General features: G+C 52.5%; 23 protein-coding genes. 18 read left to right on the plus strand and 5 right to left on the minus strand.

Annotated elements, in window-relative coordinates; genetic code table 11:
* Nucleotides 1-75: 75 nt before the first annotated feature.
* Both ACFWUL_RS05080 and ACFWUL_RS05085 read right to left on the minus strand, forming a co-directional pair.
* Nucleotides 76-639: a methylated-DNA--[protein]-cysteine S-methyltransferase gene (locus ACFWUL_RS05080; RefSeq protein ID WP_416177987.1), complete on the minus strand. Its 564-nt coding sequence runs from the start codon at nucleotides 637-639 to the stop codon at nucleotides 76-78.
* A 57-nt stretch (nucleotides 640-696) separates the two neighbouring features.
* Nucleotides 697-1533, minus strand: coding sequence for an isocitrate lyase/PEP mutase family protein (locus ACFWUL_RS05085; protein ID WP_297022012.1), 837 nt, complete (start codon nucleotides 1531-1533; stop codon nucleotides 697-699).
* A gap of 139 nt (nucleotides 1534-1672) precedes the next feature.
* Here ACFWUL_RS05085 and ACFWUL_RS05090 point away from each other — a divergent pair, with 139 nt between their 5' ends.
* The 9 genes from ACFWUL_RS05090 (at nucleotide 1673) to ACFWUL_RS05130 (ending at nucleotide 14227) form a co-directional block, all read left to right on the plus strand.
* Nucleotides 1673-2599, plus strand: coding sequence for a LysR family transcriptional regulator (locus ACFWUL_RS05090; RefSeq protein WP_416177988.1), 927 nt, complete (start codon nucleotides 1673-1675; stop codon nucleotides 2597-2599).
* A gap of 242 nt (nucleotides 2600-2841) precedes the next feature.
* Nucleotides 2842-3810: an NAD(P)-dependent oxidoreductase gene (locus tag ACFWUL_RS05095; protein ID WP_416177989.1), complete on the plus strand. Its 969-nt coding sequence runs from the start codon at nucleotides 2842-2844 to the stop codon at nucleotides 3808-3810.
* 749 nt (nucleotides 3811-4559) lie between these two features.
* Nucleotides 4560-5099 carry a ribosome hibernation-promoting factor, HPF/YfiA family gene (hpf, locus tag ACFWUL_RS05100; RefSeq protein ID WP_416177990.1) on the plus strand — a complete coding sequence of 180 codons (540 nt, stop codon included), beginning with the start codon at nucleotides 4560-4562 and terminating at the stop codon, nucleotides 5097-5099.
* Between the two features lie 142 nt (nucleotides 5100-5241).
* Complete coding sequence (gene secA / locus ACFWUL_RS05105; RefSeq protein WP_416177991.1) at nucleotides 5242-7719, plus strand: preprotein translocase subunit SecA; 2478 nt, start codon at nucleotides 5242-5244, stop codon at nucleotides 7717-7719.
* A 488-nt stretch (nucleotides 7720-8207) separates the two neighbouring features.
* A protein-coding gene (gene prfB / locus ACFWUL_RS05110; RefSeq protein WP_363143116.1) for a peptide chain release factor 2 occupies nucleotides 8208-9324 on the plus strand; the annotation gives its coding sequence in 2 pieces (ribosomal slippage) (nucleotides 8208-8276 and nucleotides 8278-9324; 1116 coding nt in all).
* Nucleotides 9325-9341: 17 nt separating this feature from the next.
* On the plus strand, nucleotides 9342-11375 hold the full coding sequence (locus ACFWUL_RS05115; protein WP_416177992.1) for a DUF5693 family protein: 2034 nt from the start codon (nucleotides 9342-9344) through the stop codon (nucleotides 11373-11375).
* The gene (gene csaB / locus ACFWUL_RS05120) at nucleotides 11362-12456 is read left to right on the plus strand and encodes a polysaccharide pyruvyl transferase CsaB (RefSeq protein ID WP_416177993.1); all 1095 of its coding nucleotides are present in this window, start codon (nucleotides 11362-11364) and stop codon (nucleotides 12454-12456) included. The genes ACFWUL_RS05115 and csaB overlap by 14 nt, the downstream gene beginning before the upstream one ends.
* Nucleotides 12456-13292 carry a transketolase gene (locus tag ACFWUL_RS05125; protein WP_416177994.1) on the plus strand — a complete coding sequence of 279 codons (837 nt, stop codon included), beginning with the start codon at nucleotides 12456-12458 and terminating at the stop codon, nucleotides 13290-13292. The genes csaB and ACFWUL_RS05125 overlap by 1 nt, the downstream gene beginning before the upstream one ends.
* Nucleotides 13292-14227 carry a transketolase family protein gene (locus ACFWUL_RS05130; RefSeq protein WP_416177995.1) on the plus strand — a complete coding sequence of 312 codons (936 nt, stop codon included), beginning with the start codon at nucleotides 13292-13294 and terminating at the stop codon, nucleotides 14225-14227. Before ACFWUL_RS05125 ends, ACFWUL_RS05130 begins: the two co-directional genes overlap by 1 nt.
* An 86-nt stretch (nucleotides 14228-14313) precedes the next feature.
* Here ACFWUL_RS05130 and ACFWUL_RS05135 read toward each other — a convergent pair whose 3' ends face one another.
* Nucleotides 14314-14904: an IS630 family transposase gene (locus tag ACFWUL_RS05135; RefSeq protein ID WP_416177881.1), complete on the minus strand. Its 591-nt coding sequence runs from the start codon at nucleotides 14902-14904 to the stop codon at nucleotides 14314-14316.
* Entirely contained in the window at nucleotides 14786-15409 is a 624-nt protein-coding gene (locus ACFWUL_RS05140) for a helix-turn-helix domain-containing protein (protein WP_416177882.1), read from the minus strand. The genes ACFWUL_RS05135 and ACFWUL_RS05140 overlap by 119 nt, the downstream gene beginning before the upstream one ends.
* Nucleotides 15410-16133: 724 nt before the next feature.
* On the opposite strand from ACFWUL_RS05140, the gene ftsE reads away from it, so the two are divergent.
* Genes ftsE through ACFWUL_RS05160 form a run of 4 tightly spaced genes read left to right on the plus strand, consistent with a single transcriptional unit; the run spans nucleotide 16134 to nucleotide 20057 of the window.
* The gene (gene ftsE / locus ACFWUL_RS05145; RefSeq protein WP_296097471.1) at nucleotides 16134-16820 is read left to right on the plus strand and encodes a cell division ATP-binding protein FtsE; all 687 of its coding nucleotides are present in this window, start codon (nucleotides 16134-16136) and stop codon (nucleotides 16818-16820) included.
* Nucleotides 16813-17697, plus strand: coding sequence for a permease-like cell division protein FtsX (gene ftsX, locus ACFWUL_RS05150; RefSeq protein ID WP_297022804.1), 885 nt, complete (start codon nucleotides 16813-16815; stop codon nucleotides 17695-17697). The genes ftsE and ftsX overlap by 8 nt, the downstream gene beginning before the upstream one ends.
* Before the next feature lie 6 nt (nucleotides 17698-17703).
* Nucleotides 17704-18903 (plus strand): murein hydrolase activator EnvC family protein, encoded by a 1200-nt coding sequence (locus ACFWUL_RS05155; protein WP_297022801.1) that lies wholly within the window; start codon nucleotides 17704-17706, stop codon nucleotides 18901-18903.
* Nucleotides 18903-20057, plus strand: a complete 1155-nt coding sequence (locus tag ACFWUL_RS05160; protein WP_416177996.1) for a S41 family peptidase — start codon at nucleotides 18903-18905, stop codon at nucleotides 20055-20057. The genes ACFWUL_RS05155 and ACFWUL_RS05160 overlap by 1 nt, the downstream gene beginning before the upstream one ends.
* A gap of 1267 nt (nucleotides 20058-21324) precedes the next feature.
* Here ACFWUL_RS05160 and ACFWUL_RS05165 read toward each other — a convergent pair.
* Nucleotides 21325-22473, minus strand: coding sequence for an IS110 family transposase (locus ACFWUL_RS05165; protein WP_416177997.1), 1149 nt, complete (start codon nucleotides 22471-22473; stop codon nucleotides 21325-21327).
* A gap of 1031 nt (nucleotides 22474-23504) precedes the next feature.
* Here ACFWUL_RS05165 and obgE point away from each other — a divergent pair.
* Genes obgE through nadD form a run of 5 tightly spaced genes read left to right on the plus strand, consistent with a single transcriptional unit; the run spans nucleotide 23505 to nucleotide 26971 of the window.
* Nucleotides 23505-24800, plus strand: a complete 1296-nt coding sequence (obgE, locus tag ACFWUL_RS05170) for a GTPase ObgE (protein ID WP_297022796.1) — start codon at nucleotides 23505-23507, stop codon at nucleotides 24798-24800.
* Between the two features lie 15 nt (nucleotides 24801-24815).
* A complete protein-coding gene (gene yhbY, locus ACFWUL_RS05175; RefSeq protein ID WP_297022807.1) occupies nucleotides 24816-25103 on the plus strand; it encodes a ribosome assembly RNA-binding protein YhbY in 288 nt (95 codons plus the stop codon).
* The gene (gene proB, locus ACFWUL_RS05180) at nucleotides 25090-26229 is read left to right on the plus strand and encodes a glutamate 5-kinase (RefSeq protein WP_416177998.1); all 1140 of its coding nucleotides are present in this window, start codon (nucleotides 25090-25092) and stop codon (nucleotides 26227-26229) included. The genes yhbY and proB overlap by 14 nt, the downstream gene beginning before the upstream one ends.
* Nucleotides 26226-26381: a hypothetical protein gene (locus ACFWUL_RS05185; RefSeq protein WP_297022792.1), complete on the plus strand. Its 156-nt coding sequence runs from the start codon at nucleotides 26226-26228 to the stop codon at nucleotides 26379-26381. Before proB ends, ACFWUL_RS05185 begins: the two co-directional genes overlap by 4 nt.
* The gene (nadD, locus tag ACFWUL_RS05190) at nucleotides 26366-26971 is read left to right on the plus strand and encodes a nicotinate-nucleotide adenylyltransferase (RefSeq protein WP_297022790.1); all 606 of its coding nucleotides are present in this window, start codon (nucleotides 26366-26368) and stop codon (nucleotides 26969-26971) included. Before ACFWUL_RS05185 ends, nadD begins: the two co-directional genes overlap by 16 nt.
* The last annotated feature ends 3 nt before the right edge of the window (nucleotides 26972-26974 follow it).

The following is a 26974-nucleotide window of genomic DNA, read 5'->3' on the forward strand; positions in this document are numbered from 1 at the left end:
GGGCAGCCTCCTTTCAGGGCCCGACGGTGGCGCCGCAGGCTGAACACCTAGACCTAGACCTAGATCTAGATCTCATCAGCATCGCAAACTCTCAACTCTATGCCGCGAAGCGGCTGACTTCTCTTTCGGTACATAGAGCCCGGTCATATCTGCTTTTTCTAACTCCAAAAGCGCCACTTTTCTTTCTATACCTCCTGCATAACCGGTGAGGCTGCCATCGGTACCTACTACCCGGTGGCAGGGGATCATGAGGGTGATGGGGTTGTGGCCCACGGCGCCGCCTACGGCCTGGAGGGCCATGTTTTCTTTACGGAGCCGCATTGCCGCTTCTTCGGCGATGGCTTTATAGGTCATGGTGTGGCCGTAGGGGATGGTGAGCATAATCTGGCACACCTGTCTTCGGAAGGGGGTGCTGCCATATTGGAGGGGAGGAAGAAAGTCCGGCTCTTTGCCGGAAAAATAAAGGTCCAGCCACCGTCTGGCTTCCTCCAGAAGGGGCGTAGTTTTTTCTATCCGCTTCTTTGGGAGTCCCTGGCCATAGTATTTCTGGCCAATGAACCAGAGGCCCGTGATGGCGTCTTCACTGGCGGCGATGGTAATCCTTCCCAGGGGGGATTCGTATTCACAGGTGTATACCATATTTTTTCCTTTCCTTCCATAAAAGAGGGGCCCCGTGATGGGGCCTCTTTCTTATTCTTATTTCTTGAAATACTCGTTTGCCTGGCCGTAGGAGAATTGGCAGTTCAGGATGGAATCGCATTTCCCTTCTTTCAGGTCGTCTGCCATGTGAATCAGTTTTTCATAGATGCACCGGGATGGGCCGGATCCTGCACTCAGACGGCGGACGCCGGCCTTTTCCAGTTCCTTGAAGTCGTGGTATTTACCGTTGAGAAGGATGTTAATGGGCGCCGGAATTTCTTCCACGATCCGCTTGACCGCAGGAAGGTCTACAGGACCGGCTACGAATACGCAGTCGGCACCGGCTTCTGCATAGGTTTTGCCCCGTTCCAGGCTGATTTCCAGTTTCCTGTCTTCATCGCCTACATTGTACCAGTACGCATCGGTTCTGGCATTGATGACGAAATTCAGGGACAGTTCCTTTTTCAGTTCTTTCAGTACGTCGATGACCATGAGCTGTCTTTCCACCGGTCCCATGGCACCCTTCGGGTCTCCGTCTTCCACGTTGAATCCGGAAGCGCCGGCCAAAAGGAGGCGGCGGGCATTTTCCCTGATTTCTGCTGCTGTGTCCCCATAGCCCCGTTCAAAGTCTACGGACACCGGGATATTCACACGGCCGGTCATTTTGTGGACCACCCAGAGGAGGTCTTCGAAATCAATCTGCTGGCAGTCGGACTGGCCAAGGCTGTAGGCTACGCCGGCACTGGAGGTGGCGACGGCCTGGAACCCTTCGTTCTGGTAAACCACGGCACTGCCGATATCCCAGGCGTTGGGGAGGATAAACATGCCCTGCTCTTTGTGGAGGGCGGCAAATTTTTCGGTGCGGTGTCTGAGTTCTTCTGAAATAGTTTCCATGGTGTATGTCCTTTCTCTTTATATGACTGGAGGATTTCTTACCTTCTGTTCCTTCATCATACATGGTATACTATAATAATAAAAGTTCATTTTTCCTATAACAGTGTAGGTTATTTTTACAGCAGCAGGAAGGGAGCGGATGGCTGTGACCATTATGCAATTGCAGTATTTCTGCGCTGTCTGCCGGTACGGCAGTATTTCGAAGGCCGCTGAGGCCCTGTACGTTTCCCACCCCACCATTTCCGTGGCTATCAAGTCCCTGGAAAAGGAATTTTCCCTGGAGCTCTACGCCCATACGGGAAACCGGGTCATCCTGACGGAGGAGGGAAAGGCATTCTATCGAAAGGCCGTGGAAATCCTTGAGCGCTGCGACGACATGTATGCTACCTTTGCGGGCCGTCCGGAGGACAGCTACCCGGTGCATGTGGGTATCCCGCCCATCCGGTCCACCGTCATTTTCCCGGACCTGCTCCGGGAATTCCATGACCGGTACCCTATCCCCGTGGTGCTCCATGAATACAGTTCCCGCCGGTCCATGGAAAAGCTGGAAAACCATGAGCTTGACTGCTGCATGGTGAATTTCGGGGCGGACTCCCTGGCCCGCTTCCATTACCGGGTACTCCTGCAGGACCGGTTCGTGTTCTGCGTTTCCAAAGAAAACCCTTTAAGCCAAAAGGAGCAGGTGACGGCAAAGGACCTGGATGGGGTGCCCCTGATTCTCCAGAGCGATGATTCCGTGCTCAACGAGCCTTTGCTGCAGGCTTTCTATAAGGTGAATGCCCGTCCCAATCCTATCCTCTATTCCAGCCAGCTGGAAACGATCCTGAATTTTATCCGGGAAGGATCCTCCGGCGCCTTCCTCTACGGCACCATTGCCGATTCCCTCCGGAAAATCTCGGCAGGCCAGGGGGAAGAGGTTCTGGCAGTCCTTCCTTTCCGACCGGTGATTAAAGAGGAATTTGTGCTTTTCTGGCAAAAGGGGGGCTATATGAACCGGAATGTGAAGACCTGGATTTCATTTGTAAAAAACTATTTCAGTAAATATAAAGAACCGGCGCTCAACTGACTGGTGTGTCATATCAGGCAGATTTGCGTTATATCAGGGAGATCTCTCGACTCTCTCTCACATTCGATTTTTATGTTTCGCGTCATTGCGGCGCTTACCACCGCTCGAGATGACGGGGTGGGGTGGCAACTGATATATTTAATGCCTGTTAGCTGCTGCATTTATCCACCCTGGTCAACGGTAATCATTCATACAAATATATTTGCGACAAGACACTGGCGTGCCATAGAAAGGAGACCATTATGCGTATTGCTGTTTCTGCTCGTATCAGAAAGTCCATGGGTTCCCTGGTGGAGGGGATGCTTCCGGACTGTACCATTGACTGGCTGGAGGATATGAATCCTGAGGACCGTATATCATCGCTTACGGCGGCGGACATTGTCCTTTCCCGGAACCTGGTGGGGGATCTGACGAAGGAGGAACTGGCCCTCCTGGACCGGCCGAAGATGGTCCAGACCACGAGGACCGGCGTGGACCATCTTGACTTTTCGGTGCTGCCCAAAGGGATGCATCTCTACTGTAATTCCGGCGGCTGGGCGAGGGGGATTGCGGAGTCCGCCTGCGGCATGATTATCGCCCTGAACCGGTGCCTCCGGGAGCAGCTCCTGGACCTTCGGGCGGGAGATTTCCACATCCTGGGGTACCACCAGAAACTGCTCTCCGAACAGACGGTGCTCATTGCCGGATTTGGCGGTATCGGCCAGGCGGTGGCGGAAGTGCTCTCTCCCTTCCATCCAAAGCTCATGGCCATTTCCCGTCATAAGCCGCAGTCTTCCCTCCTGGCGGAATCCTTCACCATGGACCGGTGGGAAGAGGCGGTCCGGCAGGCGGACGTGCTGGTGCTGGCCATGCCCTGCACGAAGGAAACGGAGGGTCTCGTGGATGGACACATCCTCTCCCTCATGAAGAAAGACGCCATGATCGTGGACGTGGCCCGGGCGGCCCTCATAGACCATGAAGCCCTGCTGCAGCATGTGAAGGAAAATCCAAACTTCCACGTGGCCATGGACGTGTGGTGGCAGGAAAGCGAGGACTGGCCGAAAGAAGGGGACCCGCTCCTGGCATTCCCCAACGTCATCGGCAGCGCCCACAACGCAGAAATGAGCAGCACCGCCTATAAGGAAGCCCTGAAGAATGCCCTCACCAATATCCGGGCCTTCATGGACGGCAAGCCGGTGAAGGGAAAAGTGAACAGGGAGGAGTATAAGTAAGATCGAGTTCGAGGCCGAGATTGAGGGGGGATGGGCCAAAGGCCCTGAAGGCCTGGATCTAGATCTAGGTCTAGATCTCCAGCGGCTTCGCCGCGGGGTCCAGTGGCTGAGGGGCGTGCGAACATGTGGGGCTTTGAGCCTTGAGCCTTGAGCCTTGAGCTGGACAGGCCCATTGGCCGGATGGTCAGTGCCACATACGATGATTGGCGGTGTGGCTGTTAGACGATAGATGATAGACGATAGAGGGTCCGCCTGCGACGCTTCCATCAGTTTCCGTCAGCTAACCCCAGCCCCGTGGGGAGCCCCTGCCCGACTTCGCTGGGAAAGGGTTCACTGGATTTTCGCTCGCTAACGCTCACTACAGCACGGCTATCAGCGACTCACGACAATTTGTGCGTCGCTGGCGCTCCTTCAAATTGTGTTCGCTGCTGTAACTCCAGCTCGCTTGCTTCCCCGAGGAAGGGGCCTCGTGCTGAGTCATTCTTACGTTATTTGGGCAGAGTCGTTAGGATCCCGACTGCGGCGGAGCCGCTGCAATCCTCGATCTCGATCTCGATCTCGATCTCAATCTCGGTCTCGGTCTCGATCTTTCATCTCACATTTAATCATTTCTATACTTTTAAGTACTGATAAACGTTTTAAATGAAAGCTGAATTTCATAGATAGGGTGATTGATTATTAGGCGAAATATAGTATAATAATTATAGAAGGATAAGCATTCCGCTTATTCAAGAAAGGGGGATTTCGTTATGGAATTAACGGTTAGAGGAAAAAATCTGGAAATCACTGACGCACTGCATTCCTATGTAGAAAAACACACAGGCAAGATTCAGAGATATTTTGATAAACCCATCAAAATTAATGTTCTCCTTCGTATTTCCAATCTCACAAAGACCTGCGAAGTCACGGTTTTCGTGGACGGTGTCATTCTTCGTGGCGTTGAAAAGTCCGATGACATGTACAAGTCCATTGACCTGGTATTTGACAAGGTAGAACGTCAGATTCACAAGTATAAGACCCGTCTTGCAAAACGGTTCAAGGAAAAACATACCTTCAGTCCTGCTTTCATCCAGGAGAAGGAACCGGCGCCGGTTGCTGCGGATTCGGAGTTTGAAATCGTGAAGACAAAGCACTTCAATATCAGCCCCATGTCTCCGGAAGAAGCCATCCTGCAGATGAACCTTCTGGGCCACAATTTCTTCATGTTCTTCAATTCCGACACCGATGCCATGGCTGTGGTTTATCGTCGGGATGACGGCAAGTATGGCCTCATTGATGCGAATAAATAAAAATTTGCATAATTTTTACAGAAAAGGAGCGGTTTTTCCCGCTCCTTTTTTGACTATGGTGGCCTGTTTTGTTAAAATAAACTAGATGTGTTCTGTATTGGAATTCGTTAAGTCTATGAAACTTGCATAAGGAGTTGTTTCAATGTTTGATAAGTTTTTTGACAGGCTGTTCAACGGGTCGAATGAAAAAGAAATCAAGAAGATCCGCAAAATCGTGGAACAGCAGATCAATCCGCTGGAAGACGGACTGAAGAAACTCAGTGATTCTTCCCTGGCCAACAAGACCAATGAATTCAAGGCGCGGCTGGCCAAGGGAGAAACTTTGGATGATCTCCTGCCGGAAGCATTTGCCGTCATCCGTGAAGCATCCCGCCGTGTACTGGGTATGCGTCACTTCGATGTGCAGCTCATCGGCGGCATCATTCTCCATCGGGGCAATATTGCCGAGATGTGCACCGGCGAAGGTAAAACCCTGGTGGCTACGGCGCCGGTTTACCTGAATGCCCTGGAAGGCAAGGGCGTCCACGTCATTACGGTGAATGATTACCTGGCCAAACGAGACAGTGAATGGATGGGCCAGGTGTATAAATTTCTCGGCCTGTCTGTAGGCCTTATCGTTCATGACCTGGATTTCCAGCAGAGAAAGATCGCTTACAATTCCGATATTACCTACGGAACGAACAACGAATTCGGTTTCGATTACCTCCGTGATAACATGGTCACCTCCCTGGACCAGATGGTGCAGCGGCCCCTCCATTACTGCCTCATCGATGAAGTGGACTCCATCCTCATCGATGAAGCCCGTACGCCGCTGATTATTTCCGGTCCCGGCCAGAAATCCACGGATAACTACTACCTCATGGCAAAACTGGTGCCGAACCTGAAGAAGGATGAGGACTACACCATCGATGAAAAGCAGAAGACCGTGGCGCCTACGGAAGCAGGCGTGGCGAAGATGGAAAAAATGCTGCACGTGGACAACCTATACGATGCGGAAAACCTGGAACTGAACCACCTCTTCGTACAGGCCCTCCGTGCCCAAACTATGATGCAGCGGGATAAGGATTACGTAGTGAAGGACGGGGAAGTGGTCATTGTCGATGAATTCACAGGCCGCCTCATGTACGGCCGCCGCTACTCCGACGGCCTCCACCAGGCCATCGAAGCGAAGGAAGGTCTGGAAGTCCAGAGAGAAAGCCAGACCCTGGCTACCATTACCTTCCAGAACTACTTCAGAATGTACGACAAGCTGGCCGGCATGACCGGTACCGCCAAGACGGAAGAACAGGAATTCATCAAGATTTATGGACTCCCGGTTCTCCAGGTTCCGACGAATAAGCCTATCCAGCGTAAAGACCTGCCGGACGTGGTCTTCAAGACCAAGCGGGGCAAGTACAGGGCTGTGGTGAAGGAAGTCCAGCGCCGCCACGCTACGGGCCAGCCGATCCTGATCGGTACCACATCCATCGAACAGTCCGAAGAACTGTCCCACATGCTGGATGCGGCAAAGATTCCCCATTCCGTGCTGAATGCGAAGTATCATGAAAAAGAAGCAGCCATCGTGGCCCTGGCAGGCCAGAAGGGTGCTGTCACCATCGCCACCAACATGGCCGGCCGTGGTACCGATATCCAGCTGGGCGAAGGGGTAGCTGAACTGGGCGGTCTTGCCATCATCGGCACCGAACGTCACGAAAGCCGCCGTATTGATAACCAGCTCCGCGGCCGTGCCGGCCGTCAGGGGGACCCGGGATCCAGCCAGTTCTTCCTGTCCCTGGAAGATGACCTGCTCCGTATTTTCGGCGGTGACAACATCAAGAAGTTCATGGAAAAGATGGGCCTTGATGAAGATGAACCGATTAACAGCAAAATGGTTTCCAACGCCATCCAGAAAGCCCAGAAGCGGGTGGAAGCCAGAAACTTTGATATCCGTAAGTACGTCCTGGAATACGACGATGTCATGAACCAGCAGCGCAAGGTGGTCTATGAACAGCGCCGGAAGATCCTGGAAGGGGAAAACATGAAGGACCAGGTCCTCCGCATGGTGGATACCATCATCGAAAAGGGAATGGAAAAATATGCGGACCCGAAACTCTATCCGGAAGAATGGGATTTCGCAGGCCTCCTGAAGTACAGCGAAAAGTATTTCCTGGCTCCCGGCGATATTACGCTGGATGAAATCGAAGACATGAGCCGGGAAGAAGTAGAAGACAAGCTGAAGACCGTGGCCCATGAAACCTACGAAGCCCGGGAAAAGTCCATCGGTTCCCCCATGATGCGGGAACTGGAAAAAGCGGTCATGCTGAAGGTGGTAGACTCCAAGTGGATGGAACACCTGGATGACATGGATATGCTGAAAGAAGGCATCGGCCTCCGGTCCTACGGCCAGAGAAACCCGATCGTGGAATACAAGGTGGAAGCCTACGATATCTTCGAAGAAATGCAGCAGTCCATGATTGAGACCATCGTGCTCTACCTCTACCATATCCAGATCCGCTTCGCCACCGACGAAGGGGCCCACCTGGAAAAACGGGAAGCCCCGAAGGCGGAAGACCACCTCAAAGGAGCTACCGCCCACTACGTAGACGAAAACCCGCCGGAAGCAGCGGATGAGAAGAAATAAGAGTTTTTGAGACCGAGTCCGAGATCGAAGGGTCAAGCGGCTGCGCCGCATCCATCCTGCGGCTTTGACGCGGCCCTTCTCCAAGGGCCTGCATGGGTACGGGATAGCGCATCTGGAGCTATTGACTGCTGTGGCGGTCTTTAGCGGCTATTGCAGGAAACGTTTACTGCATCTTTAGCGAGAGCCCCCCTCCGCCCTTCGGGCACCTCCCCCATAGATGGGGGAGGTAGATCATGTTGATAACCTCCCCTCTTTAGAGGGGAGGGGGACCGCTTGCGGTGGAGGGGTGTCCGGTGGGTGGCCGTGAAGCGGCTGATCTGCTTAAGGCTGAAGGCTCAATGCCCCACCCGTTCGCATGCCAGTCGGCCACATACGCCGCAGGCGGTTCGCCTCGGTCTCGATCTCGACCTCGATCTGTCACGTATTATGTCAATTTTACTAATAAAAACTATGTAACTATATTACCGAAAGCGAGATGATTATTCAGAATGCTGGAAGATTTGAAAAAAACCTTAACCGAACTCCTGAGTCATGAAAAAGAAATAAGGGATTCACTTTGACTTACCTCAGCTGAAGGAACGTATCAGAAGTTACGACGTTCAGATGAGTGACCCCACATTCTGGGACAATGCAGAAAAGGCCCGCCAGATTTCCCAGGAAGCCACGGAGGCAAAGGATGCCTACGAGACCTACACGAAGCTCTTTGACCGGGCGGAGGGATTGAAGGACCTCCTGGACCTGGCCATTGAAGAAGACGACCAGTCCATGGAACCGGAAATCGCGAAGGAAATCAATGAAGTGAAGGAAATCATGGACAAGAAGGAAATCGAACTCCTTCTGTCTGGCAAGTACGACGCCAACAACGCCATCCTCACGTTCCACGCCGGTGCCGGCGGCACGGAAGCCCAGGACTGGACGGAAATGCTGATCCGCATGTACATGAAGTGGGCGGAGGCGGAAGGGTTCCAGCTGGAAGAACTGAACCGTCTTGACGGCGATGAAGCGGGCATCAAGAGTGCCGAATTCATGGTAAAAGGCAAGTATGCCTACGGTTTCCTGAAATCCGAGAAAGGCGTGCATCGGCTGGTCCGCATTTCTCCTTTTGATGCGGCCAAGAGGCGCCATACCTCTTTCTCTGCTGTAGACGTGATGCCGGAAATCGACGACGATGTACAGGTGGACCTGAACATGGACGATGTGCGGGTGGACTACTACCGTTCCAGTGGTGCCGGCGGCCAGCACATCAATAAGACCAGTTCCGCGGTCCGCATGACCCATATTCCTACGGGCATTGTGGCGGCCTGCCAGAATGAACGAAGCCAGTTCCAGAATAAGGAACAGTGCCTCCGCCTCCTCCGGGCCAAGCTCTATGAATATGAAATGAAGAAACATGAACAGGAAGTGTCTGCCCTGGAAGGGGACCAGCAGGCCATCGAATGGGGCAGCCAGATCCGTTCCTACGTTTTCCAGCCTTATACACTGGTAAAGGATAACCGCACCGGTGTGGAAACGGGGAATATCCAGGGTGTCATGGATGGGGATTTGGATCCCTTCATCGAAGGATACCTGAAGATGAATAAGTTTAAGGCAAAAGCAAAGGCATAATAATAGGGGAGAACTATATGAGGGGCATACAGAACAGCGCCTGGAAGGTGCTCACTGTCCTCATTCTCATCGGCATCATCGCTGCAGGGATTATTTCCCTGCAGCGTAGCCATGTGGAATCGGCAGCAAGCACCGTGGAAAATGTATACGACTATTACAATATCATCGACAATGCGGCGGTGGAGAAGAAATCTCCGGACGCCCTCTTTGACCTGTATCGAAAGAGCGGTGTCACCTCGGTGGCTGTGTACGACGAGACCATGGAAAAACTGGTGAACCACGATTTCCTCCGGGCCTATCGGGGCAGCGATTTTGCGTTCCGGAATCCCGGTGTGGAAGGAATTTCCTATAATAAAATCTATATCCAGCCGGTGATGAATGATAAGGGCAAGGCCTTCTTCGATGAAGCAAAGGAACACCTGGCTCTCGTCATGGACAAAGACGATGTGAAGACCATCACTGTGAACGGCGTGGAGACATTGGAAGTGGATGCGGTGTACAACCAGTTCATGACCATGCCTCTCGGCGTGTTCCAGCAGTCCGTGAAGGATGCCTCCACCCATGGCATGTACGTGGTGCTGCGGCCGAATAACCAGGCCCACGTGACAAAGGCCTATGTGGACCTGTTCCTGAAGGCTTTGGACTCTTCGGATAAGGTGAGCGCCGTCATTTTCCAGGGTAAAGAAGTGCTGGGATATAAGGATTACCTGAAGTATCTCTCCGGTGAACTGGAAAAACGGCACATTCCCATGGCCCTCATTGAAGCCCAGAGCCAGCTCGGCTTCGAGCGGCAGTCGGGAAATGTGGAAATGGCCACTCTCTCGAACTACGACGTGGTCCGTCTCTACGCCATGTCCAAGGATGAACTGATCAAGCTGGATCCGAGGGAAGCGGCATCCCGGTTCTATATTTCCGATATCGAACGGAATATCCGGATGAATCTGTTCCCGTCCTACAAGTTCCCCCTGGAAGGAAAGACCCTGTCCGAGACCAATGCCTCCTACATTGCTGATGTCACGGAACGTCTGGAAAACCACGGCTTCACCGTAGGAAAGGCTTCTGTCATGGATGCCTGGTTCCCGAGGAATATCCTCCGGAGCCTTACCATGGTGGGTGCCCTGTCCCTGGTGGTGCTGACGGTCATTCTCCTCATTCCTTACCTTAAAAAATATGTGTATGTCCTGGAAATCCTGGGACTTCTTGTGACCCAGGGGATGTTCTGGGTAATGCACTCCATCCTGCCACTGCAGATGCTGGCCCTGGGGACCGCCATCTGTACGCCGGTGGTGGTGGTGGCACTCTTCCTGAATTACTGCGTGAAGAAAAAGGACACCGCCTTCAAAGACGTGGGGTGGGGGAAACTGTTCCTCGAATCCCTGGCGGTGCTCTGGTGCGCCGGCATCCTTTCCCTGGCCTGTGCCGCCATGGTGAGCGGCCTTCTGGGAGATATCCGGTTCCTTCTGGAAATGCAGATTTTCCGTGGCGTGAAAGTGACATTCCTCATGCCGGTAATTCTCATTTCCATCATCTATATCCAGAAGTTCCCCTTCTTCGGACAGGTGGTGTCTTCGGATAAGGACTTCATCCGGTTCGTGAAGAAGTTCTGCAGCGTCCAGATCCGTCTTGGCCTCCTCGTGGGCCTTGGCCTCCTGGCCATTGTGGGCTTTGTCTTCATCGGCCGCAGCGGCAACAACGGCGCTCCGGTGCCGGGATTTGAAATCGCCCTGCGCCGTTTCCTGGAAAATCTTATGTATGCCCGGCCCCGGGAGAAGGAATTCCTCTTCGGCCATCCCGCGGTGCTCCTCTCCCTGGCAGCGCTCTATCGGAAATGGCCACAGATTCTCCATTATTTCCTCATCCTGGCAGTCACCATCGGCCAGGGATCCATGGTGGAAACCTTTGCCCACATGCGGAGCCCCTACATGCTGAGCCTCATCCGAGGTCTCGACGGCCTGGCGGCCGGCAGTCTTTCCATGATTGCCGCCCTCATTGCCGTCATGATCCTCGTGCGCATTACCAAGTACTTCGGAGAAAGATATGGCAAAGTATAATATCGTCATCTCCGGGTATTATGGGTTCAATAATGCCGGTGATGAAGCCATGCTGACGGCTATCCTCCAGGCCCTGCGGAAAACATTCGATGATCCCGAGATCACCGTGATTTCCGGAAACCCTGGGGCCACGGCCAGGGCATTTGGCGTTCGGGCGGTGCCCCGATTTTCCATTTCTTCCATATTGTCCGCCCTTTTTCATTCGGACCTTCTCATCAGCGGCGGCGGCAGCCTCCTGCAGGATGTGACGAGTTGGAAGAGTATGATTTATTACCTCACCATCATTACGATAGGTGTGTTTTTCCGGAAACAGGTATTCCTCTATTCCCAGGGCATCGGCCCCGTGCGGTACCGGGCCATCCGCATTATCCTGAAGCATGTGCTGAACCATGTGGATGCCATCACCGTGCGGGATAAGGAGTCCAAGGGATTCCTCCAGCGGCTGGGGGTGAAGCGGAAGATTTACACCACCGCCGATGCAGTGCTGTCCCTTTCGCCGGCGGACCTGTCACTGGGAAAGAAAATCCTTCAGAAATACCATGTGCCGGAGGACCGTAAAAAAGTGGGAATCGCTATCCGCTACTGGGATGGCGCCGGCAGCTGGATGGAAAAGCTGAAAATCTGCGTGGAAAAACTGGAAAAAGCAGGCTATTCTATCGTTTTCATCCCCATGCAGCATCCGGAGGATGTGAAGGCGGCACAGTCCATCGGCGCCCTTGGGGACCATGTGTATATCCTCCCCGACGATTACTCCATCGATGAACTCATGTCCCTCATCGGAAACATGGACGGCCTTCTCGGTATGCGCCTCCATGCCCTCATTTTTGCTTCCCTCATGCATGTACCGTTCCTCGGGATTTCCTATGACCCGAAGATTGATAATTTCCTGGCCCTCATCGACCGGAAACCGGCCTGTTCTGTCTCCCACATGGACGGTGAGAAGTTGTATAATGATACGTGTAACCTTCTCACGTCCCCCCATGATCCGGAGACCTGGGACAGGGTAGATGACCTGAGGAAACAGGCATTGCAGAATGTAGAAATATTGAAGAATCTGGTTAAACAAAAGGAGGAAAACTGATGAGTCACCTTTCCACTGAAGAAATCGCTGCCCTCAAGGACAAAGCAAAACAGGTGCGCATTGATATCCTGAAAATGATTACGAAGGCCAATTCCGGCCACACCGGCGGTTCCCTGTCGGTGGCAGACCTTCTGACACTCCTCTATTTCAAGGAAATGAACGTGGATCCCAGGGATCCCCACAAGGCTGACCGGGACCGGCTCGTCCTCTCCAAGGGCCATGCGGCTCCTGCCATGTATGCGTGCCTGGCAGATAAGGGTTATTTCCCCATGGAAGAACTGAACCACCTGCGCCAGGCGGGCCACATGCTCCAGGGGCACCCGGACATGAAACACACCCCCGGCGTGGATATGACCACCGGCTCGCTGGGACAGGGCATCAGCGCTGCCTGCGGCATGGCCCTGGCTTCGAAAATTGACAATGCCTCCTGGCGGGTGTATGCCGTCCTGGGGGATGGGGAACTGGAAGAAGGCCAGGTCTGGGAAGCAGCCATGTACGCGGCCCACTACAAACTGGACCATTTGACTGCCTTCGTGGACAACAACGGCCTCCAGATCGACGGACCCATTACGGAAGTTATGTCTTCCCTGCCGATTGGTGAAAAATTCAAAGCTTTCGGCTGGCATGTACTCGAAGTGAACGGACACGATTTTGCTGCCCTCCACGATGCCATCGAAGAAGCAAAGACTGTCAAAGGACAGCCCACCATGATCGTCATGAAGACGGTGAAAGGCAAGGGCGTCCCGGAAATCGAAAACAAAGTGGGCTGGCACGGCAAGGCTCCTACGGAAGAAGAATGTGAACGTTTCATTAAAGCAGTAGAGGAGGCACAGTGATGGGTAAGGCAACACGTGATGCATATGGGGAAGCGCTGAAAGAACTGGGCGCTGTAAATCCGGATATTGTGGTGCTGGACGCAGACCTTTCTGCCTCCACGAAGACCCAGGTCTTCGCCAAGGCCTACCCGGACCGTTTCTTTGATACGGGGATTGCCGAAGCCAATATGATGGGCGTAGCGGCAGGGCTGGCAGCAGCTGGGAAGATTCCCTTTGCCTCTACCTTCGCCGTATTCGGCGCCGGCCGGGCTTATGAACAGATCCGCAATTCCATCTGCTACCCGAAACTGAACGTGAAGGTAGCCGTTACCCATGCGGGCCTCACCGTAGGGGAAGACGGAGCTACCCACCAGATGCTGGAAGACATTACCCTCATGCGGGCACTTCCGAACATGACGGTTATCGTTCCTGCAGACGCAGCTGAAACAAAGGCTGCCGTAAAATGGGCCGCTTCCTATTACGGCCCCGTGTACATCCGCATGGGCCGGGCCAAAGTGGATGATATCATGCCGGAAGACTATACCTTCCAGCCCGGGAAGAGCTATGAAGTGTGCGAAGGCAGCGATGTAACCATCATTGCCTGCGGCATTATGGTGGCCAAGGCCAAAGAAGCCCATGATGCCCTTCTCAAGAAAGGTATTTCCGCGCGGGTCATCAACATGGCCTCCATTAAACCGATTGACGAAGAAGCGATTATCAAAGCATCTAAAGAAACCGGTGCCATTGTGACCTGTGAAGAACACACAGTAAAAGGCGGTCTCGGCGGCGCTGTGGCAGAAGTACTCGCCCTGAACGCTCCGTGCCCCATGGCCATGGTAGGCACAGAAGACACCTTCGGCCAGTCCGGTAAGGCCGATGAACTGCTGAAAGTCTATGGCCTCACAGCAGAACATATCGCCGAAGAAGCGGAGAAGCTGGTTCAGAAAAAGAATTGAGATTGAGTTTTGAGAATTGAGGCCCCGCGCTGCGCCGTTGGAAAGTGGCTAGTAGCTAGTAGCTATAGTGAACGACAAAAATAACTTTATTTAAAGCTGCACAGGGTTCGAAGCTGATTATTTGGCTTTTTCCAAGCCTCGAATGCTTTTTCAACTGTTTCCATAAGTTCCATTAAGGTTGCAAAGAAACGATTGTGTGTATATTCTCTGCGGGTTTTTCTCCAAACCTGTTCGATTGGATTCAGATCAGGTGAATAGGGAGGAAGCATCAAAATTGTAATTTTATCTGATATATCCGCATATTCTGGCCGCTTTTCTACAGCAATTAGTCGATAGGCCTTTTTGTGCCAAGGGGCATTGTCCATTACCAGAACATAATGCTTGCCTTCCGGCAACGGTTTTGCAGCCAAGAACTCACGAATAGAGGCTATTGTGGTCTCATAGTTGAATTTCTCCGGCTTTGTCGTAAATAACTCTCCGGTTTCTGGGATAACAAACCCACTATAAGGAGACTTGAAACGTGCCGGGAATGATTTCACCTTAGGTGCACTGCCTTTTTCATACCATCCACGTGTAATTGTAGTCTGAATTTGGAAATGCACTTCGTCCTGAAATGTCAGAATTGCGGTACTGTCTGCTTTTACTTCGTCGATTTTTTTTAAAGGCAATTCGTGCATCCGTATCTTCGTATCCCTTGGATGGATATAGTTGGGGGCGGATAAGGGAAAAGCCCAGACTGTGAAATAGACGTTGGCATTGTCTAACGCTTAGCGTAGTGTTGTACTTACTACTGATATAGTCAGACAAGCTCGGCCCATCCCAGACATTGTAGCCGTATTGTTTTGGCTCGGAAGTAAGGGCCTGCTTGATTTCTTTTAGCTGCCCGTTGGTAAGCTTTGAGGGCCGGCCTTTGTGCCCTTTTAATTTAAGTGCGTCAAAGCCCTTTTCATCAGCAATTTTTACCCAGGATGAAATTGTCATCTTGCTTACACCAGCTAATTTACTGATTTGGGAAGCAGACAAACCGGATAGAACCATGTTTACGGAGAATACTCTGAAATGGAACCTGGCGTCATCAGTAGACGACATAATCTCCTTACCTTGTCTCAAAAGTTCTTCCGGATCAGTGTGATACTTTCGATTGTTCATATGTACTGTACCTCCAATTGAAGTATAGCACATAGATGCATTGATTTAAAATAAAGTAATTAATGTCGTTTACTATAGTAGCTAGTGGCTAGGTGATCAGCGGCTGCGCCGCATCCATCCTGCGGCTTTGCCGCGCCCCTTCTCTAGGGGGCTGCATGGGTACTGGATAGCTCATTTGGAACGTTAAAACTTCTAGCGAGGCTTCCGGACAGCAAGTGCCCCCTTGGAGATGGAAGTGCTTCGGCCGGGCTCTAAGGTGCTCGCTTAATGTGCAGGCTATGCTCGCTGATGAGCCCGGCTTGGGCATCCTCTGCAGGATGCCCACAGAGGACTTCCAAGTTTGGCCTGAGTACAAAAGGCGCTTAGCCTGCACATAAAAGCGCTTTCCTTATAGGCCAAACGGCGGCAGCCCGAAGGGCGGGTTCTGCGAAGCAGATGATGTTGCTTACCCAGCTCTTCACATGCAGCTGTTAACGATCCCGGCAATCCATCCTGCGGCTTTGCCGCGCCCCTTCTCTAAGGGGCTGCATGGGTACGGGATAACTCATCTGGAGCTATTTGCTGTTGTGGTCATTTTCGGCCGCGAAGCGGCTATTCTGCTCAAGGCTCAAGGCTGAAGGCTCAATGCCCCTACACGTTCGCACGCCCCTTGGCCACTCCAGCGCCGCAGGCGGATGCTCTCGATCTCGACCTCGGTCTCCATCTCATGGCGGCGAAGCCGCTATTTCTATTTACATCACTAGAAAGTGAGGATTGAATGATAACTTTTGACCAGGTATCATTGCAGTATGACTCCAAACATACAGCTCTCAAAAATATTTCTATCCACATAGACAAAGGGGAGTTCGTATTCGTTGTAGGCCCCTCAGGCGCCGGTAAGTCCACCTTTGTGAAGGTGCTCACCCATGAACTGGTGCCGGAACAGGGGACGGTCGTCGTCAATGGTATCAATATTACGAAACTGAAACGGAGCAAGGTGCCCTATTATCGGCGTACCCTTGGCATCGTGTTCCAGGATTTCCGCCTTCTTTCTGAAAAGACGGTATTTGAAAATATTGCCTTCGTTCTCCGGGTGACCGGAGCGAAGTCCAGGGAAATCAAGGAACGGGTGAATAACGTTCTGGACCTTGTAGGTCTTCGGAATAAGGCAAAGGAGCTTCCGTCCAAGCTTTCCGGTGGGGAACAGCAGCGGGTGGCTATCGCCAGGGCCCTGGTGAACCAGCCCCTTCTTCTCATCGCCGATGAACCGACGGGCAATCTGGACCCGGTGACTTCGGAAGAAATCATGAAGCTCTTCAACCGGATCAACCACATGGGCACCACCATCATCATGGTGACCCACAATAAGGACCTGGTCAATGCCATGCACAAGCGGGTCATTAACATTGAAGACGGCCGTATCATCGCGGACCAGGAAAAAGGGGGATACCACTTACATGTTTAGTTCTTTTGGTTATTTCTGGAAAGAGACATTCCATTCCCTCTTCCGAAATAAATTCATGGCCATTGCCTCTGTGCTTACAGTGACCCTGTCCATGTTCATCCTGGGTGTATTCCTCTGTGCCGTGCTGAATATCAACCACATGGCTACCTACCTGGAAAGCCAGGTGGAAATGACGGTATACCTGAAGGATGGTCTTACTACGGACCAGGTCATGGGGGTGGGCAAGAAGCTGAAGGCCCAGCCTGAGCTGAAATCTATTTCCTTCAAGAACAAGGACCAGGCCTTTGCTGATTTCAAGAAAAACCTGGGAGACCAGCAGGGCATCCTGGATGCCATCAACGGCAACCCGCTGCCTGCTTCCTATTCCACGTCCTTTGCCAATCCCCAGGCCCTGAAAAACGCAGCGGCCATTGTGGCGAAGTACCCGGAAGTGGATTCCGTCCAGTATGGCCAGGACATTATCGAACAGCTCTATAAGGTGGCCCAGGTCATCCGTATCGGCGGCATTATCCTCATCGTCTTCCTGGCGGGAGCAGAACTGTTCATTATTTCCAATACCATCCGGCTCACCGTATTTGCACGGCGCCGGGAGATCCAGATCATGAAATACGTAGGAGCCACCAATGGCTTCATTCGGTGGCCCTTCATTTTCGAAGGTATGGTCATCGGCTGCATCGGTTCCGGCATTGCCGCCTTTATCCTCTGGGAAGGATACAAGGTAGTACTTTCGGAACTGGTGAGCGCGGGCCTTGTATTCATCCCCATGATTCCGCTTTGGCCCTTCGTGGGCTACCTCACCGCTATTCTCCTGGCGGCCGGTATTATCATCGGGATTCTGGGCAGTACCATTTCCCTTCGCAAGTATATGAAGGTGTAAGAGAGCATGAAAAAATCCCAATCTATTCTGGCTGCCCTCGCCATCTCCATCGTACTTGGCGGAGGCGCCCTGTATGCCCCGGTCCATGCGGATGACCTGGACGACCAGGTCCAGGACCTCCAGGGTCAGATCGATTCCTCCCGTCTGGAGCAGGAAAACTGGGAACAGGTCATCCAGGATGTGAGCGCCAAGCTGAAAAGTATCCAGGCAGACCTGGATGCGGCAACGGCTAAGTTGAAGAGCATCCAGGCCCAGCAGGCCCAGATCAACGCCCAGATTGAACAGACAAAGGTAGACATTGCCAAAGCCGAGGCTTACCTGAAGACGCGGCAGGCAGTGCTGAACCGCCGGGTCCGGGCCATCTACATGCATGGCCAGCTGAATTACCTGGAAGTCATCCTCGGTGCCAACAGCTTCTCGGACTTTGCAAACCGCTTGGAACTCCTGAAGCGGGTCATCCATTCGGACTACAGCCTGATCCTGGAAATCCAGAAACAGAAGGCCGCTATTGAAGCCAAGAAGGCCCAGCTGGAAGAAGATAAGAAACAGCTGGATGCCCTGGCAGCGGAAGCGGAAAAGACGCAGAAAGAAATCGCCGCCAAGAAAGCGGAACAGCAGAAAGTACTGGACGCAGCGAAGAACAATAAGGCCGCCGCAGCCCAGATGGAACGAGACCTGAACTCCCAGCTGGACCAGGTCAGAAACCTGATCCAGCAGCGCCTGGCCGCTGCAGAAGCAGCGCGGCAGGCAGCCCAGCAGCAGGCTGCTTCCGACGATGGAGGCGGCAGTGGCGGAGGAAGCGATGATGGCTACGTACAGGGGACCGGCTCCCTCGGCTGGCCCTGCAGTGGTCCCATCACGTCTCCCTTCGGTTATCGTACCCATCCGATTTTCGGGACTACCATTTTCCATGCCGGTATCGATATCGGTGTAGACTATGGCACGCCGATCCATGCGGCGGACAGCGGCACCGTGGTCTATGCAGGCTGGATTTCCGGTTACGGCAATGCAGTCATTATTGACCATGGCGGCGGACTGTCCACCCTTTACGGCCACAACCAGTCTTTGGCGGTAGGCGAAGGACAGTCTGTATCCAAGGGACAGGTAGTCGCTTATGCCGGTTCCACCGGTAATTCCACCGGACCGCACTGCCACTTCGAAGTGGATGTGAACGGTTCTCCGGTTAACCCCCTGGGGTATCTGTAATGAACGAAAAAAAGAAGCAGATTCTTGTAAAAATCTCATCCTATGCCGCCGCCGTGATCATCGGCGGCGCAGGAATTACATTCGGCGGAGCCGCCCTCCTCACGGGCGGTCATCCGCTGGATTTTTTCCATTTTCTGAAGACCTACACCATGGTGAAGGCCAACTATTTCCGCCCCATCGATGAAGACGCCCTCTGGGAAGGAGCGGCCTCCGGCATGATGGACAGCCTGGACGATCCCTACACGAAGATTCTGGCGGGGGATGACTATAAGTCCTTCATGGAATCCACCAGCGGGGAATACGGCGGCATCGGTGTAGTCATGGGCCTGGACGGGAATTCGAAAATCCGTATTTTCAATGTCTTCCCTGACAGCTCTGCCGAAGAGGCTGGGCTGAAAGAGGGAGATGAAATCCTTTCCGTCGACGGTACCGATGTGAGCGAACTGGGCCTCACCGGCACCGCCCAGACAGTCCGTGGCGATAACGGCACCCAGGTAAAACTGACGGTGCTCCGGGACGGGGAGACCCTGTCCTTCGACGTCCCCCGGTCCAATATTTCCCTGCCCACGGTCACCAGCCGCATGGTGAAGGACAATATCGGCTACATCCATATTTTCTCCTTCAGCCGCCACACGCCGGATGAATTCAAAAAGCTCCTGGTAGGACTTAAAGAAAAGGGCTGTGAAAAACTGATTATTGACGTCCGCATGAATCCCGGCGGTATGATCGACTCGGTGGTGGCCATTGCGGACCAGATCCTCACTCCCGGCACCGTAGTGAGCTATCATGCTAAAGCCATTGGCAGCAAGGTGTACAAAGTGAAAGGGGTGGAGAACCCCATGCCCATGGTAGTCCTCATCGACAAGAACAGTGCCAGCGCCTCGGAAATCCTGGCGGGTGCCGTGCAGGACCGGAAAGAAGGCACCATCATCGGTGAAACCAGCTACGGTAAAGGCACGGTGCAGGCGGTCTTCGACCAGGGCAACCAGACGGCGGTGAAAGTATCCATCGCCGAATACAAGACCCCCTTGGGCCGGTCCATCAATAAAGTAGGCATTACCCCGGACATCCCGGTAGAACAGACCGGAAGCCTCTTCAGTCCTTCCACAGACAACGTGCTGCAGAAGGCAGTAGAGGTACTGGAAGGGGAATAAGGGCATACAAAAAGCTGTGAAGAACTTTCTTCACAGCTTTTTTGATCAGATTGAGACCGAGGTATCAGCCTGCGGCCAAGGGGAACGTGGCGGCGCTAGTGAGATCGAGGTCGAGACCGAGATTGAGTAGATTCGCAACTATGTTGCCATTTCTATTGACATTACCCACACCCCGTCATCTCGAGCGGTGTGATCATGCCAAATGACCGTGTATATAAAAATCGCTACAGCTACGAAGAGTCGAGAGATCTCTCTGGTAAATGCCTATGACGGGCTTTTAATCACATAGGGGAGTGAAATAGTCGGAAGCGTCGCCTTATGAAACACACCAGCGGCTTCGCCGCGGGATATGTCGGATAACTGATTCCCCAGACCGGTGGATGGTTCATAAGGGTGGTGGGTTGGCATCGCTCCGCTCGCCAACCTGGTTGTGGATGCTTCGCACCGGGGGCATAAGGGGGATCAGCGGCTTTCGCCGCAGGTGGATTCCTAAAGACTCTGTCCCAAAAACGAGCAATTGACTCTACAGTAGGCTCTCTTCCCAGAAGAGAGGTGCCCACCGGGCTGAGAGATGGTGATGGGTTCTAAGGCAGTTCTGACGGCTGGGTGTAAGCCATGAATGGTGAGAAGTGGCTAAGGGGTAATGCCCTGCGGGCAATGTGGCTCAGGGGGAACGGGCTTCGCCCGAGGGGAAGGTGGCGGCGCACAATTTATACTGCGCCGCCTTTTGATTTTCCCTCCGTAAAACCGCTATCATCCGTGTGAATCCATACCTTTATCGTCATCTCGAGCGGTGGCAAGCGGAGTAGTGACGGTGCTGTCAAAAATCGCTACAGCTACGATGAGTCGAGAGCCTGCTAACATAAAGTCAAGCCTTTTTTTGTAAATTTTTTTGGCTCTGTTTGCTACACGCCAAAAGCCCACCATTTCAGGTGGGAATAATTTAGCTTATATTAATTTCTACAGTAATTCAGCCTAATGCCGCTAAACTGGCTCTTACGCCATCTTGGACTACATGGGGCCATGTGAGACTAAATCAGATAAAAGCATGGAAAACTGCCCTGACCTGATTTAGACTACATGATTCACCCAATCTGTGCTATATGACTTTTTACGCAGTTTTGGATACATTCATCTGACCTGCTGACGTCTTATCCTGAATAAACGATGAATTCTGTTTATTTTGCATATAATCACGTACTGTACCGTAATAGATCCTCAGAAATTTATTCGCACCAGCTGTCATATAAACGAGATATTTCTTACCTTAATTGCGCTTTTTCACTATAAAGTCATATACCCGGTCTCCTTGAGGTTTTCTGGCCAGCTTTGATGTCATGATAAGGTATAATGCCCGCCGAAGTTCCGGTGATCCGATTTTTGTAGCTCGAGAGCTTTTCGGCTTGTCGTCACCTGATTCATGCTTTTGGGGGTCAACACCGGCGAACGCAGTTATCTGGCTGCGCTTGGCGAATCTGGTAACATCTCCCAATTCCCCCATAATGATGGGACCCGTTACCTCACCAACACCGTCCATTTTCATGACTACCGGATATTCCGGGAGCTGTGATGCCAGCTGGTTCATATGCTTCTTGGTATCTTGGATAGTCTCAAGGAGTTCATTGATTGCATTGACTGCTATCTGTATAGTTTTCTTTATATCCATGCTCTTAGGCATAGCAGCCAGTGCCTTTTTTGCCCAGTTCATGATGTCTTCAGCTTTATCTTCACTGAATTCATAACCATGCTTCTGACACCATTTGCAATACCGGTTAGAAAATGCATTCATAGACATTTTTCTGATGCAGTCAACATGCCACCAGGTATTCACAAAATCTACCCATTTCAAGTGTCCATTCTGATTGGGGTTGCTTGAGAACAGCTTGTTCACTCCTGGGCAGGTGAGATCAGTAAGGGACAGCAGATTATTGGTAAATGTCACACATTCATCAGTATATAGTTTGTACTGCCGCTCACATTCTTTGAGGCATTCTCTTTTAGAATCCATCTGACTAAAAGGTCTCCTCTCTGTATTCCAGTATTGAATTCCATAGCTTGCAATTTTCTGCGCATCTATCGAGTCTGTCTTCGGTTTACGGAGGGAATCGCCATGGAAGTCTGCAAGAAGCTTCGGATTCACCGTATACACGGTATATCCATCCTTCTGAAGACTACTCGCAAGGCCGAGGTGGTATCGACCGGTACATTCCATGTAGATTCTCAATGTACCATTAGCCTTATACTGGTCAAGCTTTCTCTCCAAAAACCTGAGGCCCGGTAAGTCATGATTAATCGTAAATGGCTTCGACGGAGACTTGTCTCCTTCACGAAAAAAAGAAACCGTGCTATGTCCTTTTGAAACATCGATACCTACAGACACTTTCACAGTTTCATTACATTTAGATAATTCCATCATAATGCGCCTCTTTACTACAAAAGAACAATGTACAGACTCCAGCAATTCCCTGATGCCTATCCTATCTACTAAGGTACATGAACTTGGTCATAAAATGACCAGATCCGCCTGCTTAAAACGGACGCTGTACCAGGATGCCGGAAGACGGGCTCTCGAGCGAACGGTGATGTTCCAGATCTTCCCAGTCCATCCATTGCATCTCTATTGTACAGCTTCAACAACAAGGCAGTTAAGAGCTGCTAGCTGGACATCTCCTAACCAAACTCCATTGTAGTAGATCTCCCTGGTAAATGTGACTATGATGGGGTTCAAAAAAGAGTTGAGGAAAGAGAGTTGAGAGTTGAGGTCCCACGGCTTCGCCGCAGACCCATCAGAATCCCTCTGTCTGCTGGCGCAGACATCCTCCGGCCAGGCCAAAAAGGAAGGCGCCTTAGTGTGCAGTAAAGGCGCCAATATGGGCCTGGCTCAGCAGTCCTCTGCAGGACTGCTGCCTTTGAAAAAGGGGGACTACCCAATAGCGCTCTCGTCGCAAATGCACCTCCTTGCCTGCTTCGCGGGACTTCCCACACAGGGAAGCATCTCACTGGTTTCTCTGTCGCCTGACGGCTCCCTGCGAACCCCGTTCGCTTGCCACCCGCCAGAGTGGGGTTAGTTAATGAAAGCGCCACAGGCGAACCGGCTTTCCTGGCAGCTGGCAGCTAAAAGCCAGGGAAGCGCTGATTAAATCGCAGAGTCAGATTTCATAAATATTTTTATGCACTGCTTCGTCATAATCCTCCTTAAATAGCTCGCTATTCGCGTCGGATTATTCCTCGCATTGCATAAAAATCCAAGAATGAAATCTGACAACGATTTAATCAGTGCTTCCCTAGAAGCCCCCACCCGTTCGCACGCCGCCCAGCCATCCGTCACTCGGCCCGCAGGGCCCTTTACTCTCGATCTCGGCCTCGGTCTCGATCGTATATATCCCTTTCCCCCGTTCCATGCTATAATATTATAGATATTTTTGATTTTTTTAGCGAGGTATGATTATGTTTATTGATAGAGCAAAGATTATTGCAGTATCCGGCGCCGGCGGGGATGGGATGGTCGCATTCCGCCGGGAGAAGTATGTGCCCCGGGGCGGCCCCAGCGGCGGCGACGGGGGCAAGGGGGGCTCCGTCATTATTCGGGCGAACAGTGACCTGAATACCCTCATCAATTTCCGGCGCCATCGGAAGTTTGCAGCTAAGGCCGGTGCCAATGGGGGCGCCAAGGAAATGTTCGGCAAAGCCGCAGAAGATGTGATTGTGGAAGTGCCGCTTGGCACCATGGTATACGACGACAAAACCAATGAACTCCTGGCAGATCTCACCCAGAACGGCCAGGAAGTCATGGTGGCCAAAGGCGGCCATGGGGGACGGGGTAATTCCCATTTCGCCACCTCCGCCGTCCGGGCTCCTACGTACGCAGAAAAAGGGGAGCCGGGGGAAGAGAAAAACATCCGCCTCGAACTGAAAGTACTGGCGGACGTAGGTCTCCTTGGTTTCCCCAGCGTCGGGAAATCGAGCCTTCTCCGGAAGGTGTCCGGGGCGAAGCCGGAAGTGGCGGCGTACCATTTCACTACCCTGAACCCCATTCTGGGCGTGGTAAGTCTCGACTATGACCGGAGCTTTGTGATGGCTGATATCCCAGGCCTCATTGAAGGGGCCAGCCAGGGTACGGGTCTGGGGGACGAATTCCTCCGCCACGTGGAACGGACGAAGGTTCTCATCCACGTCCTCGATGCCGCCGGAAGTGAAGGACGGGACCCACTGAACGATTTCCATGTCATCAATAATGAACTGGAACTGTACAGTCCCCTTCTGGCAAAGAAGAAACAGATCGTGGCTGCCAATAAGACGGATCTCATCGAGGATCCGAAGAAACTGGATGAACTTCGGAAGGCTATTGAGGGTGAGGGGTATCAGTTCTTCCCCATCTGCACCCTCACCGGGGAAGGGCTGAAGCCACTCCTGGAAGCGGCCTGGAAGATTCTCCAGGAAGAACCGGATGTGTCCTTCGAAGCGCCGGAAAAGACCATTGTCTACGAGGTGCCGAAGGATGAATTCGAAATCGAACAGAAGGACGGCGTGTTCTACGTGAAGGGCAAGCGGGTAGAGAAACTGGTTGGTATGACCAATTTCGAAGACTACGTGTCCCTCCGCCGTTTCGACAGGGCCTGGCGTTTCATGGGGCTCGACAAGCTTCTGAAAAAGCAGGGCATTAAGGAAGGAGATACGGTGAACCTCTATGGCGTGGAATTCACGTTCTCCGAAAATAAAGATAACAGCGATGACGAAGAATAAGGGAGACTATCTATGCTGACAGGAAAACAGAAACAGTATTTGAAGAGCCAGGCGGTCCAGCTGCCGGCCTATGTGCAGATCGGCAAGGAAGGGCTGACGGATACGGTCATTGACAGCGTGAAGGACGTGCTGCTGGCCCGGGAACTGGTGAAGGTGAAGATCAACCAGAACTCCGACGAAGATATCCGGGATACCGCGGACCTCCTGGCCCGGGACCTGGATTGTGAAATCGTCCAGATTATCGGAAGAAACTGTGTGCTTTTCAAGCAGAAAGAAAAGAAGTCCCACTATGAGCTCCCCTGACATGAGCCGCCGGAGCATTCCAAAGAAGAAACGGGTGGTCATCAAGGTAGGCACCAGTTCCCTCACCTATGCCAACGGGAAGATGAACCTCCGTTTCATGGACCATCTGGCCCGCCAGATTTCTGACCTTGTGAACCGGGGCATCCAGGTGATTCTTGTCACCTCCGGCGCCATCGGCATCGGCTTCCCGGAGCTGGGATTCCAGAAAAAGCCATCCTTCCTGCCCTATAAGCAGGCCTCTGCCGCCGTGGGACAGGGGATTCTCATGAATATCTATGAGCATCTTTTCCGGGAATACGGACACGTGGTGGGGCAGCTCCTCTTCACGAAGGGGGATGCGGTGAATTCGAAGCGGTACCTCTACATGCGGGGGACCCTGTCGGCGCTCCTGGAACTGGGCGCTGTTCCTGTAATCAATGAAAACGATGCGGTAACGGCAGACGAAATCAAAATCGGCGACAACGATACCCTTTCCGCCATTGTTGCCAGCATTGCGGAGGCGGATCTCCTCATTATCCTCTCCGATATCGATGGCCTCTATACGGCGGATCCCAGGAAGGACTCGAAGGCAGAACTCATCCATGAGGTGCCGGAATTTTCCAGGGATATTTTCCGTATTGCCGGAGGTGCCGGCACGAGCCAGGGCACCGGCGGCATGTATACGAAAATCCAGGCCGCTGAAATCTGTGTCCATTCGGGCATTGACATGATTATTGCCAAAGGAAGCCTGCCGGACGTAATCCTCCACATTATGGACGGGGAAAATATCGGCACCCTGTTCAAGGGAGAAAACGTTCATCCCCAGCTGAAGAAGCGGGATGTCATCATCGGTACGGCGGTGAAGGGCAAAATCCTCGTGGACCGAGGCTGCCGGAAGGCACTGCTCGAGAAGGGCTCCAGCCTCCTGGCCGTAGGAATTACGGGCACCGAAGGGACCTTCGAAGAAGGGGATACGGTATCCGTCTACTATGGTGAGGAAGAGCTGGCCCGGGGTATCACCCATTACAGCAGCAGCGATATCCAAAAGATCAAAGGTCTCCACACCGGAGAAATGGCAAAAGCCCTGGGTGGGGAAGCACCCTATGATACGGTGATCCACAGGGATAATCTCCTGGTGATGCGATGAAATTTTCAGAAAAACTGAAATGGCTGGTTTATTACTATACGAAGCATCCGAAGGGACGGTTTGAGCTGTCCCATATTCTGGAGCTTCTTGGATTCCTTGTGGTCTGTATCATCCTTGCGGAAGCGGTGTTATATCTATGGTTAAACGGATAGGCATATTTGGCGGGTCCTTCAACCCCATTCATATCGGGCACCTGGTGATTGCGGAATCGGCGTGGCAGGAATTCGGCCTGGAAAAGGTCATTTTCGTGCCCTCCGGTGATACGCCCCACAAGGATATGCACCATATCGACAAAGAGGCCCGGTATGACATGGTAAAGGAAGCAATTCGCGGGAATCCCATGTTCACCATTTCCCCGGTGGAACGGGACCGGAGCGGCCCCTCCTATACGGTGGACACTATCCATATCCTGAAGAAGGAAATGGGAGAGGATACAGAGTTTTACTTCATCTGCGGCACCGACGCCCTGGCGGACCTGCCCACCTGGAAGTACAACCGGGAACTTCTGGAGATCTGTCATTTCATCTGTGCCAGCCGGCCGGGGTATGAGAAAAAACTGAAACAGGCCGTAGCCTGCTTCGGGGAACTGGGAAGGGAGAAAATCCATTTCCTGAAAATCCCGGAACTGGAGATTTCCTCCACCATCCTCCGGGACCTGCTGGCCCATAATAAATCGGCCCGGTACTTCATTCCGGACGCCGTAATTCGGTTCATTAAGAAAAATCATCTATACGAAGGATAAGAA

The sequence above is a fragment of the Dialister sp. genome, from assembly GCF_047832375.1.
GTDB lineage: Bacteria > Bacillota > Negativicutes > Veillonellales > Dialisteraceae > Dialister.

Coding starts and splice junctions, on each gene's coding strand:
- ACFWUL_RS05080 (WP_416177987.1), bottom strand. CDS start 639: ATGGTATACACCTGTGAATACGAATCCCCCCTGGGAAGGATTACCATC.
- ACFWUL_RS05085 (WP_297022012.1), bottom strand. CDS start 1,533: ATGGAAACTATTTCAGAAGAACTCAGACACCGCACCGAAAAATTTGCC.
- ACFWUL_RS05090 (WP_416177988.1), top strand. CDS start 1,673: ATGGCTGTGACCATTATGCAATTGCAGTATTTCTGCGCTGTCTGCCGG.
- ACFWUL_RS05095 (WP_416177989.1), top strand. CDS start 2,842: ATGCGTATTGCTGTTTCTGCTCGTATCAGAAAGTCCATGGGTTCCCTG.
- hpf (WP_416177990.1), top strand. CDS start 4,560: ATGGAATTAACGGTTAGAGGAAAAAATCTGGAAATCACTGACGCACTG.
- secA (WP_416177991.1), top strand. CDS start 5,242: ATGTTTGATAAGTTTTTTGACAGGCTGTTCAACGGGTCGAATGAAAAA.
- ACFWUL_RS05115 (WP_416177992.1), top strand. CDS start 9,342: ATGAGGGGCATACAGAACAGCGCCTGGAAGGTGCTCACTGTCCTCATT.
- csaB (WP_416177993.1), top strand. CDS start 11,362: ATGGCAAAGTATAATATCGTCATCTCCGGGTATTATGGGTTCAATAAT.
- ACFWUL_RS05125 (WP_416177994.1), top strand. CDS start 12,456: ATGAGTCACCTTTCCACTGAAGAAATCGCTGCCCTCAAGGACAAAGCA.
- ACFWUL_RS05130 (WP_416177995.1), top strand. CDS start 13,292: ATGGGTAAGGCAACACGTGATGCATATGGGGAAGCGCTGAAAGAACTG.
- ACFWUL_RS05135 (WP_416177881.1), bottom strand. CDS start 14,904: ATGCACGAATTGCCTTTAAAAAAAATCGACGAAGTAAAAGCAGACAGT.
- ACFWUL_RS05140 (WP_416177882.1), bottom strand. CDS start 15,409: ATGTGCTATACTTCAATTGGAGGTACAGTACATATGAACAATCGAAAG.
- ftsE (WP_296097471.1), top strand. CDS start 16,134: ATGATAACTTTTGACCAGGTATCATTGCAGTATGACTCCAAACATACA.
- ftsX (WP_297022804.1), top strand. CDS start 16,813: ATGTTTAGTTCTTTTGGTTATTTCTGGAAAGAGACATTCCATTCCCTC.
- ACFWUL_RS05155 (WP_297022801.1), top strand. CDS start 17,704: ATGAAAAAATCCCAATCTATTCTGGCTGCCCTCGCCATCTCCATCGTA.
- ACFWUL_RS05160 (WP_416177996.1), top strand. CDS start 18,903: ATGAACGAAAAAAAGAAGCAGATTCTTGTAAAAATCTCATCCTATGCC.
- ACFWUL_RS05165 (WP_416177997.1), bottom strand. CDS start 22,473: ATGATGGAATTATCTAAATGTAATGAAACTGTGAAAGTGTCTGTAGGT.
- obgE (WP_297022796.1), top strand. CDS start 23,505: ATGTTTATTGATAGAGCAAAGATTATTGCAGTATCCGGCGCCGGCGGG.
- proB (WP_416177998.1), top strand. CDS start 25,090: ATGAGCTCCCCTGACATGAGCCGCCGGAGCATTCCAAAGAAGAAACGG.
- ACFWUL_RS05185 (WP_297022792.1), top strand. CDS start 26,226: ATGAAATTTTCAGAAAAACTGAAATGGCTGGTTTATTACTATACGAAG.
- nadD (WP_297022790.1), top strand. CDS start 26,366: ATGGTTAAACGGATAGGCATATTTGGCGGGTCCTTCAACCCCATTCAT.